The sequence below is a fragment of the Parviterribacter kavangonensis genome (assembly GCF_056863335.1).
The window spans coordinates 658,200-677,952 of record NZ_JBXPJA010000002.1; the positions used below are offsets into that span (position 1 = coordinate 658,200).

The window sequence follows — 19,753 nt, forward strand, 5'->3', positions numbered from 1 at the left end:
TCAGGCGACGAGCAGGCAGACGCCGGCGGTCGCGAGCAGGATCCCGGCCCGCTGGACGCGGCTGAGGCGTTCGTGCTGGAGGCCGAAGGCCAGCACCGCCGTGACGACCGTCGAGAGCGAGGCGAGGACGGCGACGACGCTGAGCTGGCCGTGCTGGGTCGCCTCGGCGTAGAGGAGCGTTCCGCAGAGGAGGAGGAGGCCGGGGATCGCGAGGACCGGGAGGTCGCGGACCGGTGCGCGGGCGGGCGCGCGCAGGACGATCAGGCCGGCGACGAGGAGGACGACGACGGCGATGCGGGCGTCGAGGATCGCCCACGCGGTGCCGCCCTCCGCCGCCTCGGGCAGCGCGGTGAGGAGCACGCCGAACCCCACCGCCGAGATGAGCGACCAGATGACGCCGCCGGTGGTCACGACGGCGTGGTCGCTGCTCTGCGCCGTGAGGACGCCGCCGCCGAGCGCGACGACGATCCCGGCGACCTGCACCGCGGACAGCGCCTCGCCTGTCGCGACGCCGTAGAGGACGGGGATCGCCGTGCCGGCCGACGCGCCGATCGCGGAGACGACCGACACCGACGTCTCCTGCGACGCGCGCAGGAACGTCGCGAGGCCGAGCACGTTCCCCGCGCCCGCGAGGAGGCCGAAGAGGACGGCGTGCATCGACGGCGCCGCCGATCCGGACGCGAGGACGAGCAGCGCGGCGCCGGCGAGCGCGGCGGCCTGGCCGGTGAGGAGGATCGCGGCGAGTGCGTGGCGGCGTCCCAGCAGCGGGCCGAGGAAGTTGCCGGCGCCGTAGGCGGCCGACGTCCCGAGGGCGAGGACGATCGCGAGCACCGCGGCAGAGTAGGAGGCGGGCCCGGCGCTAGCCTCCCAACGGTGATCGAGCGGCTCGTCGACCAGATCGAGACGCGCTTCGCCGAAGCGGAGCGTGAGATGAGCGATCCCGAGGTGATCGGCGACCGCGAGCGCTACGCCGCGGTCGGTCGCACGTACCGCCAGCTCGAGCCCGCCGCGAAGCTCGCCGAGGAGTGGCGCCGCACGCAGAGCGACCTCGAGGGCGCGAAGGAGCTGCTCGACGAGACCGACGACGCGGAGATGCGCGAGGAGGTCAAGCGGGCGGAGCAGCGGCTCGAGGAGCTCGACGAGGAGATCCGCCTCGCGATGGTCGAGCGCGACCCCAACGACGACAAGAACGTCATCGTCGAGATCCAGGGCGGCGCCGGCGGCGACGAGGCCGGCATCTGGGCCGGCGACCTGTACCGGATGCTCTCCAAGTACGCCGAGCGGCGCGGCTTCAGCACCGAGGCGATGGACGTCGGCGACGGCAAGTACACCTTCGCGGTCAAGGGCGACGGCGCGTTCAGCGTCTTCAAGTTCGAGGGCGGCACGCACCGCGTGCAGCGCGTGCCGGTCACCGAGTCGCAGGGCCGGATCCACACGTCGACCGCGACGGTCGCGGTCATGCCCGAGGCCGAGGAGGTCGACGTCCAGGTCGACCCGAACGACCTGCAGATCGACGTCTACCGCTCGTCCGGCCCCGGCGGCCAGTCGGTCAACACCACGGACTCGGCCGTGCGGATCACCCACAAGCCGACCGGCGTCGTCGTCTCCATGCAGGACGAGAAGTCGCAGCTGCAGAACCGCGAGAAGGCGATGCGCGTCCTGCGCGCGCGCCTGTACGAGGCCGCGCTCGCCGAGCAGCAGGCCGCGCACGCCGCCGACCGCCGCTCGCAGGTCGGGACGGGCGACCGCGCGGAGAAGATCCGGACGTACAACTACGGCGAGCGTCGCGTGACCGACCACCGCATCAAGCTCACGCAGCACAACCTCGAGCAGGTGCTGGAGGGCGAGCTCGACGGCTTCACGAACGCCCTGCAGAACGACGAGAAGCGCCGCAAGCTCGAGCAGCAGGGCGGCGCCGACGCGCAGGCCGCTTGACCGGCACCCCCGTGCGCGACGCGCTCGACTCGGCGCTCGTCGCGCTCGAGGCCTCCGGTGTCGACTCGCCGCGGCTGGACGCCGAGCTGCTGCTCGCCCACGCGCTCGGCGTCGACCGGTCGCGGCTGTACATCGACCGCGACCTCGACGTCGCCGGCCCGGCGGCGCGGTCGTTCCGCGACCTCGTGCGCCGGCGCGCGGTCGAGCGCGTGCCGGTCGCGTACCTCGTCGGCGTCAAGGGGTTCCGGCGGATCGAGCTGGAGGTCGACGGTCGCGTGCTCGTCCCGCGGCCGGAGACCGAGCTGCTCGTCGAGGTCGGGTTGTCCCTGCCGCAGGGTGCACGGGTCGTCGACGTCGGCACGGGCAGCGGCGCGGTCGCGCTGGCGCTGAAGGACGAGCGGCCCGACCTCGACGTCGTCGCGACCGACGTCAGCGCCGACGCGCTCGCGGTCGCGCGCGCGAACGCCGAGCGCCTCGGCCTCGACGTCGCCTTCGAGGAGCGCGACCTCTTCGCCGGCCGGTTCGACGCGGTGATCTCGAACCCGCCGTACGTCGCGACGGGCGACCGCCTGCCGCCCGACGTGCGGAACGAGCCGCACCTCGCGCTGTTCGGCGGGGCGGACGGTCTGGACGTCGTCCGGCGGATCGTCGACCGGGTGGAAGAAGAAGGCGTCCCGTTCGTCGCGATGGAGATCGGCGAAGGGCAGGCGACCGTCGTCGCCGCCCTCCTGGAGGAACGCGGCTTCGCCGCGGAGACGCGCAGGGACCTCGCGGGGATCGAGAGGGTCGTGGTGGGGCGGCGATGACGCGCGGGATCGGGAGGGTGGTGGCCAGAAGGTGCTGACGCCCGACGACGCGGCGACGTTCTCGCGGTGCATGAGCGTCGGCGGCGTCGCGCTGTTCCCGGCGGACACGGTGTACGGGCTGGCTTGCGAGCCGGACACGGACGAGGCGGTGCGGCGGCTCTACGCGATCAAGGGCCGGCGGCCGGACAAGCCGGCCGCGGTCATGTTCTTCTCGGTCGGCGTCGCGCTCGACGCGCTCGCGGAGCTCGGCGAGCGGACGCGCGCTGCGTTCGAGGCGCTGCTTCCCGGCGGCGTGTCGCTGCTGGTGCCGAACCCCGCCGGGCGGTTCCCGCTCGCGGGCGGCGGCGACGTGCTCGGCGTCCGGGTTCCCTCGCTGCCGCCGAACGCCGCCGCGCTCTCCGCCGTCCGGTGGCCCGTCCTGCAGTCCAGCGCGAACGCCAGCGGCGGTCCCGATGCGCGAGAAGTCGGTGAGGTTCCGCAGCACATCCGCGACGAGGTCGACCTCGTGCTCGACGCCGGGCCGCTGCCCGGCGTGCCGTCGACGGTCATCGATCTGCGCACGTTCGAGGAGACGCGCGACTGGGCCGTCGTGCGCGACGGGATGGTCGATCGCGAAGCCATCCGGGAGCGCCTCAGCGGTCTCTGATCCGGAGTGGGAACGCGCCGCGTCGCGCCGCCGGAGAGCGTACGCTCAGGCGATCGTGACACCCCTCCAGCTGACTGAATCTCAGCCGCGGAACGGGGTCGTGCACCTCCATCTCAGCGGTGAGCTGGACCTGCAGTCGGCCTACACGTTCGACCGCCGTGTGCTCGACGTCGAGGCCCGTCATCCCGACGTCGTGTGCGTCGACCTGCGCGGCGTGACGATGCTCGACAGCGCGGGCCTCGCGCGCCTCGTCTCGGCGCACCGCCGCGCGCGTAAGGGCGGTTGGCGCCTGGTGATCCTGAAGGGCAGCCGCGCGGTGTCGCGGGTCCTGCAGGTGACGCGGCTGGAGGAGCACCTCGAGGTCGTGCGCGACATCGAGACGGCGCTCGGGCCGAACGGGCCGAAGTCCCGGCCGTAGCGCCGTGCGGCGGGGTACCCTTGGCGGCGTGACCGAGCTGCCGCCGGACTTCTTCAACCGCCCCCTTGCCGAGGTCGACCCCGAGATCGCCAAGGTCCTCGAGGACGAGCTCGACCGCCAGCAGCGGACGCTCGAGATGATCGCGTCCGAGAACTTCGTCCCGCAGGCGATCCTCGAGGCGCAGGGCAGCGTCCTCACGAACAAGTACGCCGAGGGCTACCCCGGCCGCCGCTACTACGGCGGCTGCGAGTTCGTCGACGTGGCGGAGCAGCTCGCGATCGACCGCGCCAAGCAGCTCTTCGGCGCCGAGCACGTCAACGTGCAGCCGCACGCCGGCGCGCAGGCCAACGCCGCCGTCTACCACGCGCTGCTGCAGCCGGGCGACACGATCATGGGCCTCGCGCTGCCGCACGGCGGCCACCTGACCCACGGCATGAAGATCAACCTGTCGGGGCGGCTCTACGACATCGCGCCGTACCACGTGCGCGAGTCCGACTCGCTCATCGACATGGACGAGGTCCGCCAGGTCGCGCGCGAACGCAAGCCGAAGCTCCTCCTCGCCGGCTGGTCGGCGTACCCGCGGCAGCTCGACTTCGCCGCCTTCCGCGAGATCGCCGACGAGGTCGGTGCGCTGCTCATGGTCGACATGGCGCACTTCGCCGGCCTCGTCGCGGCCGGGCTGCACCCGAACCCCGTCGAGCACGCCGACGTGGTCACGACGACCGTGCACAAGACGCTCGGCGGCGCGCGCGGCGGCGCGATCCTCTGCCGGGCCGAGCACCAGAAGAAGATCGACTCCGCCGTCTTCCCCGGTCAGCAGGGCGGCCCGCTCATGCACGTCATCGCCGGCAAGGCGATCGCGTTCGGCATCGCGCAGACCGAGCAGTTCCGCGAGCGCCAGCGCCGCACCCTCGACGGCGCGAAGGCCGTGGCGGAGGAGCTGCTGGGCGCCGGCAACGGCGTCAGCGTCCTCACCGGCGGCACCGACGTGCACCTCGTGCTCTGCGACCTGCGCGAGTCGGAGCTGGACGGCCAGCAGGCCGAGGACCGGCTGCATGACATCGGCATCACGGTCAACCGCAACGCGGTCCCGTTCGACCCGCGCCCGCCGGCGGTCTCGAGCGGCCTGCGCATCGGCACGCCCGCCCTCGCGACGCGCGGCCTGCAGGCCGACGACTTCCGCGAGGTCGGCTCGATCATCGCCGCCGCGCTGCAGCCCGAGTTCGACGACCGCCGCGGCGAGCTGGCCGAGCGGGTGACGGCGATCGCCGACCGCTACCCGCTCTACGCCCATCTGGGCCAGCACGCGCTGACCTAAGTGCCGCACCGGAAGTAGGACCGCTGGCATCATCGCCGGCCATGCCCGAGATCTCGCGCGCCCGCTACCGGGCCGGCGAGGGGGAGCCCCTCGTCCTCGTCCATGGCTTCACCGCGACGTGGAAGTGCTGGAAGCCGGTCCTCGCCGACCTCGTCCCGCGCTTCGACGTCTTCGCCCCGACGCTGCACGGCCACGATGGCGGCCCGGAGGTGCCGGACGGGCCGGCGCACACGATCGCCGAGGCGGCGAACCACCTCGAGACGCTGCTCGACGAGCAGGGGATCGACACCGCGCACTTCGCCGGCAACTCGATGGGCGGCGCGCTGTCGCTGGAGATGGCCAAGCGCGGCCGCGCGCGCAGCGTCGTGGCGATCTCGCCGGGCGGCGGCTGGGAGGAGCACGACACGGTCGAGCCCGAGCGCATCGTCAAGTGGTTCGCCCGCAACCAGGCGCTCGGCAAGCGGACCGAGAAGCACCTCGTCCGCGTGATGCGCCGGCCCGGCATGCGCCGCCTCGCGCTGCGCGACGTCATGGCCCGCGGCGACCAGGTGCCCGCCGACGACGCGGTCGAGCTCGCGCGCTCGTCGATCCGCTGCGCCGTCGTCGACGCCGTCTTCGAGACCATCCGCACGGGCGAGGCGCGCCTGCTCGAGCTCGACCGCATCGACGTGCCGGTGCTGCTGGCGTGGGGGACGAAGGACCGGATCCTGCCGCTCGGCAAGCACTCGCAGTACTTCCGCCGGTCGATCCCCGGCGTGCAGTACCGGGAGCTGCCGGGCCTCGGGCACACGCCGATGTGGGACGACCCGAACGGCATCGCCGCGCTGATCGCGGACTTCGCCGCTCAGGCGCGGCCGGCGGCGCTCGCGAGCACCGCCTCCATGCGTGCGACTTGACGCTTGACGTCGTGCTCGGCGGCCGCCCTGCGCGCCGCCGGGTTCGGCGACGGCAGCCCCGCGGCGTGCTCCAGCCCCGCGAGGATCGACCGCGTGTCGTGCGGGTCGACGAGCGCGCCGGCTTCATGCGGGACGAACTCCGGCGGCCCGCCGATGCGCGTCGCGACGACGGACCGCTCGCTCGCCATCGCCTCGAGCAGCACCTGGCCGAGCGGCTCCTCGAGGCTCGGCAGGCAGAGCACGTCGGCCGCGGCCATCCAGCCGGGGACGTCGGCGTACGCGACGCGGCCCTCGAGCCGGATGCTCGCGCGGCCCTCGAGCTCGTCGCGCAGCGGGCCGTCGCCCAACACGACCAGCGTTCCCTGGCCGTACTCCGCGAACGCGTCGCGCAGGCGAACGACGTTCTTGCGCTCGATGAGGCTGCCGGCGAAGAGGAAGACGGGGCGCTCGGCGTCCGCGAGTCCGCGCCCGGCGCGGGCGGCCGCGCCGTCGTGCGGCGCGAACGCCTCGAGGTCGACGCCGCAGTCGATGACCGCGGTGCGCTTCGGCGCCAGCGGCAGGAGGTCGCGCAGGTGGGCGGAGTTGAAGATGACGGTGTCCGCGCGGCGCACGACGAGCGCCGTCCCGCGGCGGATCACCGCGCTGTCGACCGCGTTGCGCACGTCCTGGCCGTGCGCCATGACGACGAGCGGCGCCCGCGCGGCCACCGATGCCGCGGCCGCCGCGACGCCCGCGGGCAGCAGGAAGTGGCCGAACACGACGTCCGGCTTGAACGCCCGCGCCTTCGCCGCCGCCTCCTGCAGAAGGCGGGCGTCGCCCTTGCGCCCCGCGCCGCGGTGATCGACGACGGCGCGCTCCAGCACGTGCCCGCGCGCCACGAGGCCGTCGGCGACCTGCTTGACGAAGACGCCGTAGTCGGGATCGTCGTCGCTCGGCCAGAACTGCGAGACCAGCAGGATCCTCAGAGAGGCGGAGGGCGGGGGAGGGACGTCGCCGGGCGTCACGACACGGCGGCGGCCGGGGCCATCGCGCGCAGCCAGACCTGGCGGCGCTCCTCGGCGCCGGCGCACGCGTCGATCTCGTCGACGAGCGCGGCCGCGTCGCCGGGGCTCACCTCGCCGGTGATCGCGGCGACGCCCTGGCGCAGCTCGCCGCCGAGCTCCTCGCCGGGCCCGACGAGCACCTCGTTCATCGTCTCGCCCGGGCGCACGCCGGCGATGTGCAGCTGCGGCGCCCCGGTCCCGGCCTGGTCCCAGATGCGCTCCGCGATGAGGCCGATCGGCAGCTCGATCGGGTCGGCCGCGGTGACCAGCCGCACGCCCTCGGACGCGGCGAGCGCGCCGTGGGCGACGAGCGACGCGGCGTGCGCCATCGTGATCCAGAACCGCTCCATGGTGGGATCGGTCAGCGTCAGGGGGACGCCGGCGCGCGCCTGGCGCAGCCACAGCTCCGTCGCGCTCCCCGCGCTGCCGAGGACGTTCACCAGCCGCACCGCGGCGCGGCCGCGGCCCGACCGCTCCGCCGCCAGCTGCGTCAGCGTCTCCATCAGCCGCTTCGTCCGCCCGTAGAGGTTGACGGCGCGCGCCGCCTTGTCGGTCGACGCGACGACGACCGACGACGCGCCCGCCTGCTCGGCGGCGCGCAGGACGTTCCAGGACCCGTCCAGGTTCGTCGCGGCGAACTCGACCGGGTAGCGCTCGGCCCAGTCGACGTGCTTGTACGCGGCGAGGTGGAACACGAGGTCGGGGCGGGCGCGCGCCGTCTCCTCCTCCAGCCGCGCACGGTCGCGGACGTCGCAGAGGACGTGCTCGAACCGGGCGAGGCGCAGCGCGCCCTTCGCGTGCCGGTCGGCGGTCAGCGCCGCCTCGTGCGAGTCGATGACGGTGATGAGCGACGGCTTGACCGCCGCCAGCAGGCTCGTCAGCGACTTGCCGATCGACCCCGCGCCGCCGGTGACGAGCACACGCTTGTCCGCGACCGCGTCGGCCAGCCCGAGTACGTCGGGCACCGGGTCGCGGCGGCCGATGACGCCCTGCCAGTCCAGGCCCTCCGGCGGCAGGCGGCGCGGCGGGCGCTTCCACTCATCCGCGTCGGCGGCCAGCGCGCGCTCGAGGTGGCGGTAGCCGTCCTTGATGTTCGGCGAGACGCTGTGGTCGGGCTCGTTGATCTCCGCCACCGCGTACGGCACGAGCCGGCCGAGCCGCGCGACCACCGGGTCGAGGTCGAGGTCGCCGTGCGGGTCGTCGTAGTTGAGGCCTTCGCCGAGGATGCCGCTCGCGTTCGAGACGTGCGCGACCTCGGTGGCGGGGCCGAGCTCCTCGACGTAGCGCTCGAGCTCGAGCCCTTCGTCGCCGGCCAGCCCGAACAGCGACGGGTACGCGGCGGCGAACGCCCGGAACAGCGCCGCGTGCGACGTGTCGAGGGTGAACCCCAGCGCCGGCACGCGGTCGCGCCAGTGCAGGAGGTCCTCCCAGTGCCCGCCGATCGGCGTGTAGAAGGCGCCGCCGGTGCGCATGCGCAGGACGGGCGGGACGTTCTCGATGAGCGGCGTGATCCCGCGGTCGGTGCACGCCGTCGCGAACGCCTCGAGGAACGCCTGCACCGCGTCCTCGTCGACCGGCGCGCCGGCGCGGAAGTCCTCGGCCGTCCGCGGGATGTAGAGGTGGATCGTGAGGACGGGGGAGCCGATGGCGTGCGCGAACGACGCGCTGCGCTCGATCCCCGCCTTCGCCTCGTCGTCCAGCCGGTCGACGCGCACGTGGTTCCCGCTCGCCCACGAGACGGGCGACTCGGCGAGCACGACGAGGTCGCGGCCCTCGACGGCGTCGTTGACGACCTGCGCCGCGCGCGCGGTCGCCGCGTCGTCGGCGACGTGCCGCGGCAGGAGCGCGAGCTCGAAGCCGCGCCACGGCCCGCCCTCGAGCCGCTCCGCGACCTGCTCAGGCTCGGGCGCGGCCTTGAGCAGCGGGATGCAGGCGGAGCCAGTCGACATAGGCGGTGACCGCCTCACGCAGCGGACGCGCGGCCAATGCTAGCCGCGGCCCCTGCGGATCCAGGCCGTAGCTGTCGTTCTCGCCGGGCGGCAGATCCCCTCCCGGCAGGTCGATCTCGGGGGCCACGCCGGCCGCCTCGCACACGAGCTCGGCCGCCTCCAGCAGCGGCGTCGCGATCCCGCTGCCTGCGTTGACGACCCCGTCGTCGGTCGTGTGCTCGATCGCGTCGACGAGGTCGTCGACGTAGAGGAAGTCGCGCGTGCGGCGCGGGTTGCCGGGGATCCCGATCGGCCGCCCGTCGAGCGCCCGGGCGGCGAACGCGGCGATCGCTCCCGTCGCGCCTTCCCAGCTCACCTGGCCGGGGCCGAACACGCTGGTCAGCCGCACGACAGTGGCCGGGGCGGCGTGCAGCAGGCAGACCTCCTCGCCGAGACGCTTGGAGATGCCGTACGGATCGGGCGCCTCGGCGGCGCGCTGCGAGGACGGGTAGACGAGCCGGGCGCCGTGCGCGGCGCACGCCTCAAGCAGCGCCAGCGTCGTGCCCGCGTTCTCGCGCACCGCTCGCGCCGGGTCGGCGCGGGCCCGCGCGGGGTCGGGCACGCCGGCGAAGTGGAAGACGCGGTCGCAGCCGGCGACGAGGTCGCCGATCGCCGGATCGCCGGCGTCGCGCTCGACGACCTCCATCTCGCGCGCCATCGCCCGCTCGGCCCGCCCGGGACGCGCCAGCGCGACGACGTCGTGGCCGCGCTCGGCGAGGAGGGTGGCCGTCCGCCAGCCGAGGAACCCCGTCGCGCCGGTGACGAGCGCCTTCATCCCGCCAGGTACTCCCTCACGCCGCAGTGGTACTGGAAGGGAGAGGTCACGGTCCACGTCGCCTCTCCCGCCGGCTCTCGCCCTTCCGCGAGCGCGGCGACGTCCCCGACGGTGATCGTCTCCGCGGCGACGTTCGCGGCGGAGATCCCGTCGGGCCGGCACGCGTGGAAGATCCGCGCCGCGTCGTCGAGGTGCACGACGCCGATCGTCGCGCGGCCGCCGTCGTCGAGCGGCAGCGGCTCGCCCGCGGCGGCGAGGCGGCGGAACTTGTCGACGACGGTGACCGACTCCGGGCGGTCGTGGACCACCGGGCCCGGCCCGTAGACGATCCCGAGCCGCAGCAGCGCGAGCGGGAACCCGTTGCGCCGCGCGAAGAGCTTCAGCGCCAGCTCGTTGTGGACCTTCGAGAGGTGCGCGAGGTCGCCCTGCTCGCCGTACGGGCGGTCGGCGCCGACCTCGCCACTCAGCGGGCCGCCGTAGACGTGCAGCGACGAGGCGAAGACCACCGGTGAGCGGACGCGCTCGGCGACGCGGCGGATGCCGAGCACGTTCGTCTCCTCGGTGTAGTCCGGGTCCTCGAACGACAGCGGCCGCGACGCCTGCGAGGCGGTCAGGTGGACGACGTCGAACCGCTCGCCCAGCACGCTGTCGAGCGCGTCGGCGTCGCGCACGTCGAGGTCGACCACCCGGGCGCCGCGTGCCTCGAGCTCGTCGAGCTGCGAGCGCTCCGTCGCGTACCAGTTGTCGGCCAGGACGACCTCGTCGCCGGCGTCGAGCGCACGCGCGGCGATGGCCCCGCCGAGGTACCCGGCTCCGAGAACGAGAAGGCGCGCCACGCGCGCGAAGAGTAGGGGCCGGGCGTAGGGGCCGGGCGCCGGACCTAGAATCCCACGGCACATGACCTTCGGCGAGACCCTCGACCGGCTGGTCCACGAGAGCGCGGTGGCGTGGGGCCTCCTCACCGCCGCGCTCATCGTCGCGATCCTCACGCCGCTCGTCTCGCGCATCGCCATCCGCGCGGGCGTCTACGACGTCCCGGACCGCGACCGGCCGCGCGTGCACAAGCGCCCGATCCCCCGGATCGGCGGCCTGGCGATCGCGATCGGGATCCTCGTGCCGGTCCTGCTCTTCGTCGACCTCGACGGCTCCCTTCAGGGGATCGTCATCGCGCTGCCGATCGTCGCGGCGATCGGGCTGGCCGACGACCTGCTCCCCAAGGGCCTCAGCGCGAGCACGAAGCTGCTCGCCGTCATGGCCGCCGCGCTGATCCCGGTGCTCGGCTACGACATGCACTTCGACCGGATCGGCCTGCCGTTCGTCTCGTTCGACATCTCGACCGGCTTGGCGATCCCCATCACGCTGCTGTGGATCGCGCTCGTCGCGAACCTCGTGAACCTCATCGACGGGATGGACGCGCTGGCGGCGGGGATCGTCGGCATCGCCGCCCTGGCGTTCGCGATCCTCGCGATGTCGTTCGGCCGCACGAGCGCCGCCGCGGTCGCGGCGATCGTCGCCGGCGCGACGATCGGGTTCCTGCAGCACAACTACCACCCGGCGAAGATCTTCATGGGCGACTGCGGGGCGCTGACGCTCGGCTTCGTGCTCGGGTCGCTCGCGGTCGAGGGCGTGCTGAAGACGCCGGCGACGATCGCGCTGGCGGCGCCGCTGCTGATCATGGCCGTGCCGATCCTCGACACGTCGTTCGTCGTCGCCAAGCGCCTGAAGTACAAGCGCCGCCCGTGGGCGCCGGACCAGAACCACTTCTACCACCGGTTCATGCGCATCGGCCTGTCACAGCGCAAGACCGCGGCGTACCTCCACGCGTGGGCGGCGCTGCTCGCGGCGTACTCGCTGCTGCTGCGCTTCGTCCCGCCGCGGCCGTTCGGCATCTGGGACACGAGCAACACGATCATCTGCGCCGTCGCGGGCGTCGTGGTCGTGCTCGCGAGCATCTGGATGGTCTACGAGCTCGAGATCCTCAAGGCCCGCCACTTCTCGAAGATCGGCCTGCGCCGCACGACGCCGGAGGCCGAGGAGGAGCAGGAGGAGGCCGTCGAGGAGCTCCTCCACGCCGGGAGTGGGCGGGGACCGATTCGCGAGTAGCCTCGGCGGATGGACAAGCGCAAGCTCGGGGACCTCGAGGTCTCCGCCATGGGCCTCGGCTGCATGGGGATGTCCGCGTTCTACGGGACGGCGGACGAAGGCGAAGCGATCGCGACGATCCACCGGGCGCTCGAGCTCGGGTGCACGTTCCTCGACACGGCCGAGATGTACGGGCCGTACAAGAACGAGGAGCTGCTCGGCAAGGCCCTGCAGGGCCGCCGCGACGAGGTGCAGCTGGCGACGAAGTTCGGCATTCGCTTCGCTCCCACCGACGACGAGCCCAACCGCCGCGTCCAGGACGGCACGCCGGAGAACGTGAGGCGGTCGATCGAGGGCTCGCTCAAGCGCCTCGGGACCGACCACGTCGACCTCTACTACCTGCACCGCGTCGACCCGGGCACGCCGATCGAGGAGACGGTCGGCGCGATGGCCGAGCTCGTGACCGAGGGCAAGGTCCGCCATCTCGGGCTGAGCGAGGCGGCGCCGGAGACGCTTCGCCGCGCGCATGCGACGCACCCGATCACCGCGCTGCAGACCGAGTACTCGCTGTGGACGCGCGACGTGGAGGCGGAGATCCTGCCGACCTGCCGCGAGCTGGGGATCGGCTTCGTGCCGTACTCGCCGCTCGGGCGCGGGTTCCTGAGCGGGCGGTTCAAGCGGCCCGAGGACCTCGACGAGGGCGACTTCCGCCGCACCGGCCCGCGCTTCACGGGCGAGGCGCTCGAGAAGAACCTGCAGCTCGTCGCGAAGGTGGAGGAGCTCGCCGCGGAGAAGGGCTGCACGTCGGGGCAGCTCGCGCTGGCGTGGGTGCTCGCGCGGGGCGAGGACGTCGTGCCGATCCCCGGCACCAAGCGCCGCAAGTACCTCGAGGAGAACCTCGCCGCGCTCGACGTGCAGCTGACCGACGACGACCTGCGGCGCATCGACGAGGAGCTGCCGCAGGCCGCCGGCGATCGGTACGACCAGTCCGGGATGCGGACGCTGAACCGCTAGCGCTTCCGGATCGTGATGACGGCGTACTCCGACGCGCCGTCGAAGGGGCCGCTGGTCGCCTCGTCCGAGGACGCGAGCATCGCGTGCAGGTCGCGGCGGCAGCGGTCCCAGGTCCCCTCGCCCTCGAGCCGCTTGCGGGCCGCGATCATCGGGCCGTAGCGCTCCTCGAAGAACGCCAGGAACGCGTCGGCCGTGGGGAACCGGAAGTGGTTCACGCCGCGATCGACGTCGACCTCGACCGGGTGCGGCGCGAACAGCGTGCGCACGTGGTCCTCGTCGCCCCACAGCGGCGGCGGCGAGGCGAACTCGGGCGGCTTGGGCAGGTAGCCGCCGAGCACCTTGAGCACGCGGCCGATGAGCCCGCTCGGCGTCCAGTTGACGAGCGCGATCGTGCCGCCCGGCTTGACGACGCGGACGAGCTCGTCGGCGACGACCTGGTGGCGCGGGGCGAACTGGATGCCGAACACCGAGGTGACGCGGTCGTACGAGCCGTCGGCGAACGGCAGCGCCTCCGCGTCGCCCTCCACGAGCTCGAGGTGGACACCCTGGTCCGCGGCGCGCTCGCGCGCGACGTCCAGCAGCTCCGGGACGAGGTCGAGGCCGGTCACCTGCGCGCCGCGGCGGGCGGCGAGGAGCGCGGCGTTGCCCGAGCCGGTCGCCACGTCGAGGACGCGGTCGCCCGGCTGGATGCCGGCGGCCAGGAACGCGTCGGTGGGCGGGTCGACCGCGATGTGGGCGGCGATCGATGGGTAGTCGCCGCTGGCCCACACCGTGCGGTGCACGGTCTTGAGCGCGGCGACGGGATCGGTGACCTGCGTGGTCATGAGGCCTCCAAGGGGCGGTTGAGGGTGATCCAGAGGGCGGTGGCCTTGGCGACGAGCCGGCCGTCGGTGTCGTGCAGGGCGGCGCCGGCGCGGTGCTTGCGGCCCTCGCTGCCGAGCTTCCACGCGGTGACGCGCAGCGGCTGGCCGGCGCGCGTGGGCCGCTCGAGCGCGGCGGTCATCGAGGCGAGCACGACCTGCTCGCCGGGCGGCATGCACGCGAAGCCGGACGGGCAGTCGAGCGCGGCCCACACGAAGCGGGGCGTCACGAAGCCGTCGCGGTCGGCGTGCTCGTCGCGCGGCGTCCACGTGCCGGCGAGCAGCGGGCGGTCGTCGTGGAGCGGGCCGGGGAAGATCCGCAGGCCGTCGACGCGGTGCGGGCCGCAGACGAAGCACGACGGCCACGGGTGACGGGCCGGGTCATGGCCGGCGTAGCGGTGCGACGCGAGGACGGCGGAGAGGAGGTCGGGCGGCTCGGGCACCTCGAGCTTCGGCCGGGCCGGGGCGCCCGTCGCGACGACGGCGTCGCGGTGCAGCAGCCGCACGCCGCCGTCCTCGAGCCGCTCGCGGACCATCGTCGTGCGCAGCGGGGGCGGCTTGAGGAGCGTGACGCGCGCGGCGTCGCCGATCGCCTCGGCGACGAGCCCGGCGGCGTACCCGCCGTTGGCGGAGGAGGGCGGGCCGTTGAAGCGGGCGCCGATGACGACCTCGTCGGTCGCGACGACGCGCGGCGCCGCCGGCCCGCTGTCTCCGGGGGCGGGGCGGACGATCCTCGTCGAGTTTCGGCGCGGGGCGGTTCGGTCGAGGGTTGGGGTCTTCATGGGCCGGGACGGTGGCGTCGCGACCCTGCACGAACCCTTCGCGAACCCTGCAGCGCTTGCCCGGACGGGGGTGAACGACGTACGGTCGCGCCCCATGCGCGTCTCCCGGATCGAGGTCTGCGGGCCGCTCGCCGTCGAAGTCGACGGGACGCCGGTGACGCTGCCCGGCCTGAAGGGCGGGCTGGTGGTCGCGTACCTCGCCGTCCACCGCGCGCGGCCGGTCACGCGCGACGAGCTCGCTGCGGCGCTGTGGCCGGAGACGTCGCCGGCCGATCCGGTCGAGGCGCTCGCCGCGCTGCTGTCGAAGGTGCGGCGCGCTCTGGGCCGCGAGGTGCTGGAGGGACGGCGCGAGCTGCAGCTCGTCTTCGCCGACGGCGTGCGCACCGACTGGGAGCGGGCGGGCATCGCGGTGCGCGCCGGCCGGATGGCGCTGGAAGCGAGCGATCGCGCGGCGGCGCGGACCCACGCGGCGGAGGCGCTGGCGATCGCCGAGCGCGGGTTCCTCAGCGGCCACGAGGGCCCGTGGGTGGAGGAGCGCCGGCGCGAGCTGGCGGACCTGCGCATCGAGGCGCTCGAGCTCGCGGCGAGCGGCGGCGACGAGCCCGCGGCCCGCGCGCTCGTCGAGGCGGCGCCGTTCCGCGAGTCCGGCCACCGCCTGCTCATGGAGGCTCATGCCGCGCGCGGCGACGTCGCCGAGGCGCTGCGCGCGTACGAGCGCCTCCGCGTGCTCCTGCGCGACGAGCTCGGCGCGACGCCCGCGGCGGAGGTGCAAGCGCTCCACGCCCGGCTCCTGCGGGGAGAGACGGGAGGCGGCGCCCCGCCCCGCGGTGCCTCCGCTCCCGACTTCGCCGGCGGCGGTCGCGAGGGACGGCTCGGCGAGGAGTCTCCGGGTGAGGCCCTTCCGCCCGTTCTCGCGCCGCGGCGGCGGTCGGCGTTCGTCGGGCGCACGGCCGAGCTGGAGGTCCTGCTCGACGGCTGGCGCGACGCGCTGCGCGGCCGGCGGCGGCTCATCGTCGTCAGCGGCGAGCCCGGGATCGGCAAGACGCGCCTCGCCGGCGAGCTCGCGTCCGCGGTCGGCGGCGACGGCATGGTGCTCTACGCGGGCTGCCAGGAGGACGCGCTCGTCTCGTACCAGCCGTTCGTCGAGGCGCTGAAGCCGGTCGCGCCGTTCCCCGCGCCGTCGGGGGCCTCGGACGATCCGGGGACGCTGCGGTACCTCCTGTTTGAGGCGGTCGCGGATCTGCTGGCCGACCTCGCAGGGCGGCAGCCCGTCGTGCTGCTGCTCGACGACCTCCACTGGGCCGACCGCGCGACGCTGCACCTGCTACGCCACGTCATGCGCGCGCCGCGCGACGCCGCGCTGCTCGTCGTGGGCACGTACCGCGAGGCGGAGGTCGACACGGCCCACCCGCTGGCGGAGCTGCTTGCCGACCTGCGCCGCGAGCGCCTCGTGGCGCGGGTCGCCCTGCGCGGGCTCGCCGACGAGGCGGTGCGCGAGCTCGCCGACGCGCAGGCGGGCCGCGCGCTGCCCGAGGACGTCGTGGACAGGGTGCGCGAGCGGACGGAGGGCAACCCGTTCTTCGTCGAGGAGCTCGTCCAGCACTTCGTCGAGACCGACGGCCTCCGCAGCTGCGTGACCGACGTCCCGGAGGGCGTCAAGGAGGTGCTCGAGCAGCGGCTCGGCCGCCTCGCCGCGCCCTCCCGCGAGGTCCTCGCGCAGGCCGCCGTCCTCGGCCGCCGGTTCACGTTCCCCGTCCTCGTCGCGATGACCGGCCGCGACGAGGACGAGGTCATCGCCGCCCTCGAGGAAGCCGTTGCCGCGCAGCTCGTCTTCGAGGCCGGCGATGGCCCCGTCCCGGCCCACGCGTTCCGCCACGCCCTCGTCCGCGAGACCCTCTACGGAGCCCTCTCGACCCCCCGCCGCCAGAAGCTCCACGCAAGCGCCGCCGCCGCGCTCGGGGGCGGAGAGATGCGAGGTGGGGGCGCGGAGAAAGGCGAGGGCGGCGCGGAGGCCGCGGCGATCGCGGTCCATCTTCGCCTCGCGGGCGCGGCGGCGGATCCGGAGGCGGCGGTTATGTGGTCTCTTCGTGCGGGCGAGGAGGCGCGGGTTCTCGCCGCGTGGGACGAGGCGGCCGAGCACTGGGAGGGCGCGGCCGACGTGCTCGCTCGCGTGCCGGGCCGGGAGGCGGAGCGGGCGCGGCTGCTCGTCGCGCTCGCGGACCTGATGGTCGTCGCGGGCGACCTCGGGCGCCAGATCGCGTTCCTCGAGGCGGCGCTCGAGGCGCTGGAGCGGCTCGGCGACGAGGCGCGCGCCGCCCGTGTGCACTCGCGGCTCGGGATGGCGCACGCGCTCATCGACTCGATCGCGGCCGAGCACATGGACATCGGCGCGGCGTTCCGGCACTTCGACGCGGCGCGGCGGGTGCTCGACCGCGAGCCGGCGAGCCGTGCCCGCGGCCACCTCGAGACCGGCGTCTCGGCGGCGCTGACCTACGGGCTGCGGATCCCGGAGGGCGGCGAGGCGGGCGCCCGCGCGATGGAGATAGGCGAGCGGATCGGCGACGAGCTGCTCTGGGCGTCCGGCGCCGAGTGCCTCGGGTGGCACAAGATCATCGGCGGCGAGCTCGCCGAGGGCTTCGGCCTCAACGACCGCGCCTTCGAGGCGGCCGACCGCCACCGCCAGACCTTCGTCGCGTGGATGGCCGCGAACACGAGCGGTCAGCTGAGCTGGGGCCTCGGCGCGCCCGACGAGGCGCAGGCGCACCTCGAGCGCCCGCTCGATCTCGCGTACTTCGGCAAGACCACCTACCGGCGCGAGATCGCGGACGGGGTCGGCCGCTGCCACCTCTCACGCGGAGAGGTCGAGGACGCGCGCGCGCAGCTCGGCGACGCGCGCGCCTCGTGGGCGAGCCACGCGCTCAAGCCGCTGCTCGATCTCTGGGAGGGCCGCTGGGACCAGGTCGAGGCGCTCGCGGCCGAGATCCTCGCGACGAGCCGCCGGAGCGGCAACCGCTGGGACGAGTGGGCCTCCCAGCACCTCGCCGCCCGCGTCCACACGCTGCGCGGGAACGCCGAGGTCGCGCTGCCGCTGCTCGACCGCGCGCTGGAGATCGTCGTCGACGGCGGCGCCACCTACTTCGAGCTCTGGGTCCGCGGCGACCGCGCGCTCGTCCTCGCCGGCGATGGTCGCACCGCCGAGGCCCGCGAGGACGTCGACCGCTGCCGCGAGATCACGGGCAACGGCGAGGACTGGCGCGGGCGCCTCGGCCACGTCGCCCTCGCCGAGGCGGTGGCCGGCGGAGACGAGACGGCCTTCGCGACCGCCCGCGACATCTTCGCCGCGAGGAGGCTGCGAGGAGACGAGGCCGAGACGCTCCTCCACTGGGGCCGAGCGCTCGGCGGCGACGCGGGCCGCGAGAAGCTCGACGAGGCCGCCGAGATCCTCCGCGCCTGCGGCGCCGGCCGCCCGTGGCTCGACCGCCTGCGAGAAGAAGCCCGCCTGTAGGGGCGGAGAACCTCCGCGAGGTCCTTCGGCGCGGCTCTAGCCGGCCTCTTCGACCCAGCCGCCGAGGGCGAGGCGGAGGAGGTCGGCGGGGTCTCTCGTCGTCGCGGGGCGGCGAGCTTCGCCGGTTCCGGCGGAGGGGAGGACGACTTCGGTGGGGTCGGTGAGCATGCGGAGGCGGCCCTCTTCGATGAGGCGCTCGTCGACGCCTCCGGGGCGGCCCTCGAACATCGACCAGACGGGGGTTCCGAGGGCGGCGGCCTCGCGGTTCATCGAGCCGCCGGCGGAGACGAGGACGTCGGCGAAGGCGACGAGGGAGCGGCTCTCGATCGCGCGCTCGGGGACGATGACGGACGACAACGCGAGCGCGTCGACCTCGGCGCGCTGCTCGGGCGTACGCGCGAGGACCACCGTCTGCGCGCCCTGCGCGTCGAGGTGGCGCAGCAGCCGCGGCAGCAGCGGCGTCTCGCTCCCGCCGAGGTACAACGCGTACGACGGCGCCGTCCGGACGACCGCCAGCGGACGGGAGCGGTCGACTCCCAGAGCAGCGAGGACGCCGGGATCCGGCACGAAGTCGTGGAGGACGTACTCCTCCTTCAGCCCCGGGTACTGGACGAGCTTCGAACCGCGCGCGCCGTAGCGCCGCAGCCGCTCCGCCGGGATCGCCTCCGGCACGAGCACGCGGTTCGCCAGCCGGCAGTTGACGCTGTGCTGCAGCGTCGCCCACTCGTAGTCGAACATCGTCGCGTTCGGGATCCGCAGCAGCCGCGACGCGACGGGCAGATCGGTCGACCCGTGCGCCAAGGCGGCCGAGAACGGCCCCGAGGTACGGCCGAACGCCACCATCCGCCGCACGCGGTCCGCAGCGGCACGCGCCTTGTCGACCCGCCGGACGCCGCCGTACGCGCCGAGCACCGTGAACGGATGCCCCCAGTCCTCCAGCAGCTCGACCGTGTGCGACAAGGGGCGCGCGGTGATCGCGACCGGCACGCCGCGCGACTCGAGCAGCTCGACCAGCGGCCGCAGCACCACGACGTGCGCGGTGTTCGTGACGTCGACCCAGACGCGGGTCACCGGTCGTCGCCGTACACCGACCGGTTGAAGATCGTCGCCAGCGCCTCGACGAGGTCGTCGTGGTTCACCGGCTCGTCCTGCACGACCTGCTCGTAGAAGCTGCGCTCGACCATCCACACGAGCGCCATCGCGGTTGCATGCGCGGGCAGCGGCAGCGCGTTGCCGGCCCGCTGCTCGGCCTCGATCCGCTCGCGCGTCGCGTCGACGAAGCGCCCGACGAGGGCGCGCCAGAACGTCGCGACCTCCTCGTCGTACGTCGACACCTCGACGGTCGCCCGCATCAGCGCCGCGTGCTCGCGGTACAGCGCCCCGATGTTCGACAGCGCCTCGCGGATGTCCGCGTCGCCCGACCACCACGTGGCGGCCGCCGCCATCAGCTGCTCGTTGACGTCCTCGGTCAGCCGGACGAGCAGCTCGCGCTTGTCCTTGAAGTAGAAGTAGAACGCCGTCCGGGTCATCCCGGCGCGGGTCGCGATGCGCTCGATGTTGAGCTCGGCGAACGACGCGCCTTCGGCGAGCAGCGCCTCGGTCGCCTCGAGGACCGCGGCCTCGATGGCTTGGCGCTTCTCGCTCTGCCGTCCCGGCACCGCCATGGGGCCGGAACGATACGCGAC

At 74.2% G+C, this 19,753-nt stretch carries 18 protein-coding genes; 9 read left to right on the top strand and 9 right to left on the bottom strand.

Annotated elements, in window-relative coordinates; genetic code table 11:
• Entirely contained in the window at positions 1-831 is an 831-nt protein-coding gene (locus AC1UE4_RS18965) for an EamA family transporter (protein WP_482918870.1), read from the bottom strand.
• Positions 832-873: 42 nt separating this feature from the next.
• Between AC1UE4_RS18965 and prfA the strand changes: the two genes are divergently transcribed.
• The 6 genes from prfA to AC1UE4_RS18995 are packed head-to-tail and all read left to right on the top strand — an operon-like array spanning position 874 to position 6,019.
• Positions 874-1,935 carry a peptide chain release factor 1 gene (gene prfA / locus AC1UE4_RS18970; RefSeq protein ID WP_482918871.1) on the top strand — a complete coding sequence of 354 codons (1,062 nt, stop codon included), beginning with the start codon at positions 874-876 and terminating at the stop codon, positions 1,933-1,935.
• Positions 1,932-2,741 (top strand): peptide chain release factor N(5)-glutamine methyltransferase, encoded by an 810-nt coding sequence (prmC, locus tag AC1UE4_RS18975; protein ID WP_482918872.1) that lies wholly within the window; start codon positions 1,932-1,934, stop codon positions 2,739-2,741. Before prfA ends, prmC begins: the two co-directional genes overlap by 4 nt.
• Positions 2,742-2,772: 31 nt before the next feature.
• Entirely contained in the window at positions 2,773-3,387 is a 615-nt protein-coding gene (locus tag AC1UE4_RS18980) for an L-threonylcarbamoyladenylate synthase (RefSeq protein WP_482918873.1), read from the top strand.
• A 55-nt stretch (positions 3,388-3,442) separates the two neighbouring features.
• Positions 3,443-3,805: an STAS domain-containing protein gene (locus AC1UE4_RS18985; protein ID WP_482918874.1), complete on the top strand. Its 363-nt coding sequence runs from the start codon at positions 3,443-3,445 to the stop codon at positions 3,803-3,805.
• Positions 3,806-3,833: 28 nt separating this feature from the next.
• Entirely contained in the window at positions 3,834-5,123 is a 1,290-nt protein-coding gene (glyA, locus tag AC1UE4_RS18990; protein ID WP_482918875.1) for a serine hydroxymethyltransferase, read from the top strand.
• Between the two features lie 41 nt (positions 5,124-5,164).
• A complete protein-coding gene (locus AC1UE4_RS18995) occupies positions 5,165-6,019 on the top strand; it encodes an alpha/beta fold hydrolase (RefSeq protein ID WP_482918876.1) in 855 nt (284 codons plus the stop codon).
• Here the strand turns inward: AC1UE4_RS18995 and AC1UE4_RS19000 are convergent.
• Genes AC1UE4_RS19000 through AC1UE4_RS19015 form a run of 4 tightly spaced genes read right to left on the bottom strand, consistent with a single transcriptional unit; the run spans position 5,968 to position 10,661 of the window.
• Positions 5,968-7,023, bottom strand: coding sequence for a glycosyltransferase (locus tag AC1UE4_RS19000; RefSeq protein ID WP_482918877.1), 1,056 nt, complete (start codon positions 7,021-7,023; stop codon positions 5,968-5,970). The genes AC1UE4_RS18995 and AC1UE4_RS19000 overlap by 52 nt on opposite strands.
• Positions 7,020-9,011 carry a polysaccharide biosynthesis protein gene (locus AC1UE4_RS19005; protein WP_482918878.1) on the bottom strand — a complete coding sequence of 664 codons (1,992 nt, stop codon included), beginning with the start codon at positions 9,009-9,011 and terminating at the stop codon, positions 7,020-7,022. Before AC1UE4_RS19005 ends, AC1UE4_RS19000 begins: the two co-directional genes overlap by 4 nt.
• Complete coding sequence (locus AC1UE4_RS19010) at positions 8,959-9,825, bottom strand: NAD-dependent epimerase/dehydratase family protein (protein WP_482918879.1); 867 nt, start codon at positions 9,823-9,825, stop codon at positions 8,959-8,961. The genes AC1UE4_RS19005 and AC1UE4_RS19010 overlap by 53 nt, the downstream gene beginning before the upstream one ends.
• A complete protein-coding gene (locus AC1UE4_RS19015; RefSeq protein WP_482918880.1) occupies positions 9,822-10,661 on the bottom strand; it encodes an NAD-dependent epimerase/dehydratase family protein in 840 nt (279 codons plus the stop codon). The genes AC1UE4_RS19010 and AC1UE4_RS19015 overlap by 4 nt, the downstream gene beginning before the upstream one ends.
• A gap of 61 nt (positions 10,662-10,722) precedes the next feature.
• On the opposite strand from AC1UE4_RS19015, the gene AC1UE4_RS19020 reads away from it, so the two are divergent.
• Complete coding sequence (locus AC1UE4_RS19020) at positions 10,723-11,928, top strand: glycosyltransferase family 4 protein (protein WP_482918881.1); 1,206 nt, start codon at positions 10,723-10,725, stop codon at positions 11,926-11,928.
• A 9-nt stretch (positions 11,929-11,937) separates the two neighbouring features.
• Complete coding sequence (locus AC1UE4_RS19025; protein WP_482918882.1) at positions 11,938-12,921, top strand: aldo/keto reductase; 984 nt, start codon at positions 11,938-11,940, stop codon at positions 12,919-12,921.
• On the opposite strand, the gene AC1UE4_RS19030 is transcribed toward AC1UE4_RS19025, so the two are convergent.
• Together AC1UE4_RS19030 and AC1UE4_RS19035 are read right to left on the bottom strand one after the other, a co-directional pair.
• Positions 12,918-13,745, bottom strand: a complete 828-nt coding sequence (locus AC1UE4_RS19030) for a class I SAM-dependent methyltransferase (RefSeq protein WP_482918883.1) — start codon at positions 13,743-13,745, stop codon at positions 12,918-12,920. The two genes, AC1UE4_RS19025 and AC1UE4_RS19030, sit on opposite strands and share 4 nt — an antisense overlap.
• The gene (locus tag AC1UE4_RS19035) at positions 13,742-14,563 is read right to left on the bottom strand and encodes a PaaI family thioesterase (protein ID WP_482918884.1); all 822 of its coding nucleotides are present in this window, start codon (positions 14,561-14,563) and stop codon (positions 13,742-13,744) included. Before AC1UE4_RS19035 ends, AC1UE4_RS19030 begins: the two co-directional genes overlap by 4 nt.
• A gap of 94 nt (positions 14,564-14,657) precedes the next feature.
• Between AC1UE4_RS19035 and AC1UE4_RS19040 the strand changes: the two genes are divergently transcribed.
• Complete coding sequence (locus AC1UE4_RS19040; RefSeq protein ID WP_482918885.1) at positions 14,658-18,068, top strand: ATP-binding protein; 3,411 nt, start codon at positions 14,658-14,660, stop codon at positions 18,066-18,068.
• A gap of 36 nt (positions 18,069-18,104) precedes the next feature.
• Here the strand turns inward: AC1UE4_RS19040 and AC1UE4_RS19045 are convergent, their stop codons facing one another.
• The gene (locus AC1UE4_RS19045) at positions 18,105-19,139 is read right to left on the bottom strand and encodes a DUF354 domain-containing protein (RefSeq protein WP_482918886.1); all 1,035 of its coding nucleotides are present in this window, start codon (positions 19,137-19,139) and stop codon (positions 18,105-18,107) included.
• Positions 19,136-19,732 (bottom strand): TetR/AcrR family transcriptional regulator, encoded by a 597-nt coding sequence (locus AC1UE4_RS19050; RefSeq protein WP_482918887.1) that lies wholly within the window; start codon positions 19,730-19,732, stop codon positions 19,136-19,138. Before AC1UE4_RS19050 ends, AC1UE4_RS19045 begins: the two co-directional genes overlap by 4 nt.
• Between the last annotated feature and the right edge of the window lie 21 nt (positions 19,733-19,753).